This window comes from Acetobacterium sp., assembly GCF_030652775.1.
In the GTDB taxonomy this organism is placed as follows: Bacteria; Bacillota; Clostridia; order Eubacteriales; family Eubacteriaceae; genus Acetobacterium.
Window position 1 is genome coordinate 24,666 of sequence record NZ_JAUSPS010000017.1, and the last position, 8,535, is coordinate 33,200.

The 8,535-nt window shown below is 43.1% G+C and carries 7 protein-coding genes; all 7 read right to left on the bottom strand.

The window, feature by feature from the left end:
• Positions 1–40: 40 nt before the first annotated feature.
• The gene (gene glpK, locus Q7J41_RS03635) at positions 41–1,546 is read right to left on the bottom strand and encodes a glycerol kinase GlpK (RefSeq protein WP_304885336.1); all 1,506 of its coding nucleotides are present in this window, start codon (positions 1,544–1,546) and stop codon (positions 41–43) included.
• A 126-nt stretch (positions 1,547–1,672) separates the two neighbouring features.
• Positions 1,673–2,662, bottom strand: coding sequence for a lipoate--protein ligase (locus tag Q7J41_RS03640; protein ID WP_304885338.1), 990 nt, complete (start codon positions 2,660–2,662; stop codon positions 1,673–1,675).
• A gap of 105 nt (positions 2,663–2,767) precedes the next feature.
• Positions 2,768–4,168, bottom strand: coding sequence for a dihydrolipoyl dehydrogenase (gene lpdA, locus Q7J41_RS03645; RefSeq protein ID WP_304885340.1), 1,401 nt, complete (start codon positions 4,166–4,168; stop codon positions 2,768–2,770).
• Between the two features lie 59 nt (positions 4,169–4,227).
• Positions 4,228–5,466 (bottom strand): dihydrolipoamide acetyltransferase family protein, encoded by a 1,239-nt coding sequence (locus tag Q7J41_RS03650; protein ID WP_304885342.1) that lies wholly within the window; start codon positions 5,464–5,466, stop codon positions 4,228–4,230.
• Between the two features lie 20 nt (positions 5,467–5,486).
• Positions 5,487–6,461, bottom strand: a complete 975-nt coding sequence (locus Q7J41_RS03655) for an alpha-ketoacid dehydrogenase subunit beta (RefSeq protein WP_304885345.1) — start codon at positions 6,459–6,461, stop codon at positions 5,487–5,489.
• Between the two features lie 52 nt (positions 6,462–6,513).
• Complete coding sequence (locus Q7J41_RS03660) at positions 6,514–7,563, bottom strand: thiamine pyrophosphate-dependent dehydrogenase E1 component subunit alpha (RefSeq protein WP_304885347.1); 1,050 nt, start codon at positions 7,561–7,563, stop codon at positions 6,514–6,516.
• An 82-nt stretch (positions 7,564–7,645) separates the two neighbouring features.
• Complete coding sequence (locus Q7J41_RS03665; protein WP_304885349.1) at positions 7,646–8,494, bottom strand: class II fructose-bisphosphate aldolase; 849 nt, start codon at positions 8,492–8,494, stop codon at positions 7,646–7,648.
• Between the last annotated feature and the right edge of the window lie 41 nt (positions 8,495–8,535).

Here is an 8,535-nt window from a genome sequence, read left to right on the forward strand (position 1 = left end):
TATACGCCCCCCGTTATTTAAATTGTATTAGTGCTACTGCTTAGCGGTCATTTGCCCATTCTAAGTTACAATTGATGGCTCGTTTCCAGCCTTTATATAACTCATTTCGCAGCTCTTCATCCATCTTTGGATTGAATACCTGATTAACCGTTCTCTTTTGTACGATTTCATCCTGATCTTTCCAGAATCCCACTGCTAGTCCCGCCAGATAAGCAACACCTGCTGCAGTAGTTTCAGTGTTGTCCGGTCTTTCAATATCAACATTGACGATATCCGAAGTGAATTGCATCAGTAAATTGTTATTGCAGGCACCGCCATCAACCTTGAGAATAGATAGTCTTTCGCCCAAATCTTCTGAGAATGCATCGAACATATCGCGCGTCTGGTATCCTAATGACTCTAGAACGGCTCTGATAATGTTGTTTTTGGTTGTCCCGCGTTCGATACCAACAATGGCAGCTCGGGCATAAGAGTTCCAGTAAGGTGCACATAACCCGGTAAATGCCGGAACAAAATATACGCCGCAATTGCTGGTTTTTTTCGTTTTTAAGGCAAAGTATTCCGAGTCCGGTGATTCATCAAGCATATCCATTTCATCACGTAACCATTGAATAGCTGAACCGGCTGAAAAAGCAACCGCTTCTAATAAATATTCAACCTTGCCATTAATTCCCCAACCAATCGTTGTTGTTAGCCCGTTGTTTGACAAGAATGGCTTATCCCCAATATTTACAGTCATAACACCGGCCGTACCATAAGTGAATTTTGCCATACCTTTTTTAAAACAACATTGACCAAATGTTGCTGCCTGTTGATCGCCAGCATCACCGGTTATCGGAATTTCCCGTTTGAATATCTTTGCTGTCACGCCAAAATGTCCGCTGCTTTCCTGAACTTTTGGCAACATGCTTGCTGGTACGTTAAAGACCTTTAACAACTCTTCGTCCCATTTCAAGTCATGAATGTTATACATCAGTGTCCGGGATGCATTACTGTAGTCAGTGGCATGGGTTTTTCCGCCGGTAAGTTTCCACATGATCCAGGTGTCAACGTTTCCAAAAAGAAGATCACCTTTTTCTGCTCTTTCTCTTGCGCCTTCGACGTTATCGAGTATCCATTTAACTTTTGTGGCAGAGAAATACGAATCAATCATTAATCCTGTTTTATTTCTAACTTTTGCTTCTATTCCCGGATCTTCTGCTTTTAGTTGATCACAGTATTCTGCGGTTCTTCGGTCCTGCCATACAATTGCATTGTATACAGGTTCGCCCGTATTCTTGTCCCAGACAATTGATGTTTCGCGTTGATTGGTGATTCCAATTGCCACGATCTCATCTTCTTTGATGTTCGATTTTGCCATTGCTTTTTCAATGACTTCACCCGTTACCGCCCACATTTCCATGGGGTCTTGTTCAACCCAACCTGAATCTGGATAAAATTGTGCAAATTCTTTTGCATACACACTGACGATGTCCCCATCATGATTAAAGAAAATTGCTCGAATACTGGTAGTCCCTTGGTCAATACTTAAAATATACTCCTTCATCCGTTTGTACCGCCTTTTCTTTTATTAAAAATGCATTGGTTCGCATTTTTTTTAATTTTAATTACTTGTTAAACGTTTTCTTTTGTATGTAAACTTAGTTCAACCTTTTGTATCGATAGTAATATATTAATACACTAAAATTTTCACCAATTCTCTGGCTGTCATACCTGAAATGAAGTCGTTTACTCTAGTGTAGCAGAGGACTTCCAATAATTGTGATTCTTTTAGTGTCTTTCCTTTTAAAAATTTTTCCAATTGGTGAATACTCTGCGCTCCTGAGAATTCACCGGTAATGAAAATCGAATCGATGACTCCCTGCTGTAAAACATTCATCGAAACGCTCAGATGACCGCCTTGAAAACTCCGGGTTTTTTGCACTTCATAGCGTGGCGACTTACCGTAATTCCAATCCCATGTCGAATATTTTTTTTCCTGTAGTTGCTTGATCGCTTCAAAATCTTTCTCAGTCAAACGAAACGGAAATGGATCATTCTTTTTTATAATGCTGGTCATCAAACAATTACGAAATTGCTCCATAGTGATTGGTTGAGGTAAATGATCAACGATATTGGTAATGTGGCTGCTCACTGACTTAACACCTTTAGCTTCAATTTTGTCCTCATTAACCATCAATGCTTGCCGTAAAAAATCTAAATCTGAATTAAATAGCAGTATTCCATGGTGCAATGCCCGGCCTTTTTTTACTGTCTGAGCCGTGCCAGAAAATTTACGTCCTGCAATGACCAGGTCGTTGCGATCATTACACTGCGCTTTGACCCCGAAATGATCAAGGGCACGAATGATCGGAAGGGCAAATTGCGAAAAGTCAACCATTTTACCATTTTTGCAGTTCTGAATAAACGAATAGTTTAAATTTCCCAAATCATGATAAACCGTACCACCGCCGGTATTACGCCGCGCCACCCTGGTATTTTTTTCCCTGATAAAATCGATATTGATTTCTCTGACAGGGTTCTGATTTCGGCCAATCACTATCGCGTTGTCATTTTGCCATAGCATGAAAAACGGCTCGCGCAATTCAACATTGGAAAAGATATGTTCTTCCAATGCCAGGTTAAAATATGGATCTGTCGATTCACTGTAATAAAAGAGCATAATCAGCCCACCCCATTCGTTTCAAACCTTTGTTACTGATGAATATTGCATGCCCTTTTGAGGCACTGCAATACTCACTTTCTACTAAATTGTCGTCATCCTTAATTAAATATGAATAGCCTGTCCCACCACCGCATGCGCTGCTTCCATCATTGCTTCTGATACCGATGGGTGAGGATGCACAACCTGGGCAATGTCTGCTGCGGTAAATTCAAGATCAATATAAGCGGTTGCGGCACTGATTAATTCCGTCACGTGGGCTCCGACAAGATGGGTTCCCAATATCTCACCGTATTTTTTGTCGGCAACAATCTTTACAAAACCCGTTGTTTCATTCATTGCTACTGATTTTCCATTTGCTGCCAACGGGAATGTCCCCACCTTGACATCGTAGCCCGCTTCTCTGGCCTGTTCTTCGGTTAATCCAACACTGGCTACTTCGGGATAGGTATAGGTACATCTTGGCATATTTGAATAATTAAATTGTTTGACTGGTTTTCCCAGAATTGCGTGAACAGCCGCCAATGCCTGAGCTGACGCAACATGAGCCAGAGCCAATTTTCCCGTCATATCGCCAATGGCATAGATAGTCGGGCAGGTTGTCTGTAAATGATCATCTACCTGAACTAATCCCCGCTCGGTCAGTTTCACGCCTGCTGCTTCCAGGCCGATATTCTCAACATTAGCCCGAACCCCAGCCGAAACAAGAATTTTATCACATGGGATTGACTCGGTTTTTCCTTTTTTCTCGATAACAAGGTTGAAACCATTTCCTTCAGCAGCTACAGAAATAACTTTACTGTCAACTTTTACTTTGATATCACGTTTTTTGAACGCTCGCTGAATTTCTTTTGAAACATCAGCATCTTCGTTTGGCAAAACCCGGGGCAACATTTCAACAACGGTTACCTCTGCGCCATAACTGGCCCAGATACTGGCAAATTCCATACCGATCGCCCCCGCTCCGACGACCACAAATCGCTCTTCCGGTTTGACTTCGGTCAATTCAAGGGCTTCTCGCGAGGTCATAATGTTAGGATTACTGTAATCAAATTGGGGGATTTTAAAGGCATGCGCTCCGGTCGCAAGAATGATATTTTTTGTTTCAAAAATCTCACCAGTCGGCATCACTTTCACCCTGTTTCCACTGATCAAACTTCCTTCACCTGGTATCACCGTCACGTTGTTTTTTTTCATCAAACTTTTAATGCCCATGGTCAGTTTGCCACTAACTTCCCGACTGCGTTTCTGAGCCACTGAATAATCAGCTTTTATTTCATTGGTATTCAGATTGATTCCATATTTATGAGCTTCTTTTACCGTCCGGAGGATTTCAGCGTTTTGAACCAGCGCTTTTGTCGGTATGCAGCCCCAGTTTAAACAAACCCCTCCCAGATCGGCTTTTTCAACGAGTGCGGTGTGAAGGCCATGCTGGGCAGCATAAATTGCTGCCACATACCCCCCCGGACCGCCGCCGATAACAATTAGATCAAATTTATTCATCATTTATCTCCTGTTATGAATCATGCATCAAGTTTAGCTCGCCCTGAACCGCTTACGGTTGTCTACATTAAGATTTTCATCGGGTCTTCTAACAGTTTTCCAATATAGGATACAAACTGTGCAGCATAATCCCCATCAACAATACGGTGATCAAAACTCAAAGTAATATTCATCATTGGACGGATGACGATTTCATCATCAATGACAACGGCTGACTTAATCGTTGCTGCTAACGCCAGAATCCCACATTCAGGCGGGTTGATCACTGCCCGAAAACTCGAAATTCCACGAGCACCGAGATTACTGATCGTAAACGTTCCCCCCGATAAGTCCCCTTGACTATTCGCTTGTTCTTTGGTACGGCTGACCAGGCCAGCAAATTCTTTTGCCAGTTCAACCACCCCTTTAGCGGCAACATTTTTAAGAACCGGCACCATCAAGCCTCGATCGGTGTTAACCGCAACGCCAATGTTGATGTCTTCCATTTCGTAAATTTCCGTGCCATCGGCGGCCAGCTGTGTGTTCATCAAGGGGTATTCCTGTAAAGCCCGAGAACAGGCTTTGGCCACCATCTCATTGAAACCGACCTTGATATCGGCGATTTCATTCACCCGTTTGCGCCACTCAATGGCTTTGCTCATATCAACTGCCACCGTAAGGGCTGCCCATGGTTTTGTTACCACACTTTCAGTCAGCCGATTACCAATCTTTCGGCGCATGCCGTCATAAGGAGTTATTTTTCTGATTCCAGTTGCCGGCGCAACCGTTGTTGCCACTACATCTGGCATGGTAATTGTTGGCGACTCTGAAATAACTTCTGGTTCATTTTCGTAAGCAAGAATATCAGACTTTGTGACACGGATCCCCGTATATTTAACTTTAGCCAGATTGATCCCCAAATCTTTGGCCATCTTTTTAGCCAATGGTGAAACCGGAACCCGGCCTGTTGAGGCTGTTTCTGTCACTTCAGCTGATTGAGTCGGTGTAACCGTCACCGTTTCTGTTGGTGCTGCCACAGCTCCGCCGCCACTAATTTCAGCGAGTAGACTATCAATATTTTCACCGGGAGCACCGACAATTGCCAGTGGTTTATGGCATTCGACGTTATCGCCCACTTGGGCAATAATTTTTAAAACGGTGCCCGTCTGATCGGCCGGAATGTCCTGAACGTCTTTATCTGTTTCTGCAGCCAGAGCCATTTCACCGAATTTAACTTCGTCACCCTCGTTTACATACCATTCCGTGACCGTACCGTCAGTCATGTTAACGCCGATCTTTGGCATATTCATTAATTTTGCCATAATAAACACTCCTTCACAATTTATTCAAATGTTTTCCGTACTGCTGCGATAATATCTTCTTTTTTAGGTGTGCACATCGCTTCCAGACCTTCATTGTATGCTACTGGAGAGTTCTTGCTGCCAAGACGCTGAGGTGGTGCATCCAATAAATCAAAGCCACGGTCAATGATTTCACCGACAATTTCGCCAGCAATCGATCCGCGAAGTGGTGCTTCGGTCACAACAACAACACGACTTGTCTTCTTGATCGATTCCATCACGGTATCATAATCCAATGGCAACAGCGACCGCAAATCAATGACTTCACAACTGATTCCATCTTTTTCTAATTCTTTGGCAGCTGCTTCTGCCACATAGGTCATATAGGAATAGGCCACAATCGTGCAATCGGTTCCCGTTTTGCGAATTGCTGCTTTTCCGATTGGAACCAGATATTCACCATCTGGAACTTCACCTTTTACTGAATAATTACGTTTATGTTCAAAGCAGATAACCGGTCCGTTATCACGAATGGCCGATTTAAGCATCCCCTTCATATCGTAGGGGGTAGACGGCGTTATGACCTTTAAGCCCGGTACATGGACAAACCAGTTTTCGTTGTTCTGTGAATGCTGAGCAGCGACGCCACCACCGACACCAAAAGGCGCCCGGATAACAATCGGCACGTTTGCCTGTCCACCGAACATATAACATGTTTTTGCCGCCGTGTTGACAATGTTATCCATTGGCAACGTGATCCAGTCAGCATATAATATTTCAACTAACGGACGCATCCCGGCAATCGCCGCGCCAACACCAAGACCCGTGAATGCGGCTTCTGAAATGGGGGTATCGATGACCCGTTTTTCGCCGTATTCATTCATTAGACCTTTTGTTATACCAAATGGATTTCCGCGCAGTCCTACATCGCAACCCATGATAAATACGTTTTCATCCAGGGCCATTTCTTCCCTTAATGCCTGGGTAATGGATTCTCTAAGTGTAATGATTGACATAATCTTTATCTCCTAATCTTCGTTTTAATAAGCTCACTAATTAATATAGTGTCTACTTGATAACTTCGCCATCTGTGTAAATGTAATCATAGAACGTATCAGGAGAGGGTTCATGGCATTGCGTATCTGCGTATTCGATGGACGCCTCGACCTTTTTCATTGCTTCTGCTTCAATCGCTTCCAATTCTTCCGGTGTGGCAAGCTTGTTTTCAACCATAAATTCGCCCATTCGTTTAATTGGTTCAATTTCCCAGTATTTATCACATACTGACATATCACGGTACCAGCTATCATCGGTTGCGTGATGTCCCAGCATTCGCATCGTTTTACATTCGATAAAGGTCGGCCCTTCGCCAGCGCGGGCACGCTCAATGGCAGCTTTTGCGGTTTCCCATATCTGATAAATATTATAACCATCACAGCGATAGCTGGGAATGCCAAAGCCTGTGCCCCGTTTGTAAAGATCGGGTTCACCGGTTATCCGGGCATAATCGGTGGCAATTGCCCATTGGTTGTTTTCGCAGACAAAAATCACCGGGAGTTTCCAGGCCGCGGCCATGTTCATCGACTCCGAAACGGAACCGGCATTGGCACCGCCATCGCCAAAGAACACAACGGTTACATCATCCGTTCCTTTGATCCAACTTTTTAAAGCGCTGCCAACTGCTGGTGCTACTGCCGCTCCAACAATACCACTGGCACCAAGCATCCCAATGCTCATATCGCTGATGTGCATTGAACCACCACGACCCTTGTTATAACCTTCTTCTTTGCCAAACAATTCAGCCATCATCTTATTGATATTGCCACCTTTAGCAATTAAATGACCGTGGCCACGATGGGTAGAACCAACATAGTCTTCTTTTTTCAATTGCGTAATAATAGCGGTTGCAATCGCTTCCTCAGTAATATAAGGATGATAGTATCCGTGAACCTTATTCGCCATCCAAAGTGGCTTCACTGCTTCCTCAAACTTACGCATGAGCCACATGATACTATACATTCTGATTTGCTCTTCGCGATCCAGTCCTTCTGGACTATACATTTCTGCATAAGCATCAAATTCTTTTTTGAGTTCTTCAATACATTTGGAATCTTTCATTATTGTTCTCCTCGTATTTTAATCATCGTTCACCAGTTTAATCATCAATAACTTGGCAGCCGACTTTATTTTATTAATTCTGTTAGTCCCTCAGACTAAAGAATTGGATGTGTTGCTTCACTACTTTTTTCAATCCTTCTTTGGTAAAGGCATCCAGTTTAAGTGGATCATTCTGGTCAGGATTCATTTTTGTGTAGGTTACCATCCCCTGACAATATGCAATTTTAATTGCCGTTGAAATATTAACCTTTGAAGCCCCTAACGCAATCAGTTTATGAAACATCTCATCGGTTAATCCGGTACCGCCATGAAGCACCAATGGGCAAGATGAAAATTGATTGATTTCTTCAAATAGATCATAATCGATATTGATTTCACCGGTGTAAACGCCGTGAGCCGTTCCCACGGCTGGTGCGAAAGCATCGATTCCGGTTTCTTTTAAATAAATATGGCAATCTTCCGGCCGTGCATGGGCAGAATTTCCGGCTATTACCACAATATCATCTTCAACGCCGACAATAGCACCCAATTCACCTTCAACTGTCACCTTTTTATTTTTTGCGTATGTTACAATTTCTTTGGTGTTTTTAATATTTTCTTCCAAAGTCAACTGCGAACCGTCATACATCACCGATGACCAACCACCATCAATGCAGGCTTTTGTAAATTCGACATCTGTCGAATGATCCAGATGGATCGCCACGTTCACCGTTGCATGATCAGCGATTGGTTTTAAAAAACTCATCATTTCTTTGATCCCAAAAGCTTTTACCGTTTTTACCGATGTTTGAATGATAATCGGTTGTCCAAGTTCCTCTGCCGCTTCAACAGCAGCCTTCGCAGTAAGGTAATTGACGATATTAAACGCCCCGACTGCATAATGATTCTTTCTTGCGTCGCCAAGAATTGCTTCCATATTCACATAACTCATGATCATCACCTCTTTTCAAATAAATTTTCACGACATCATAC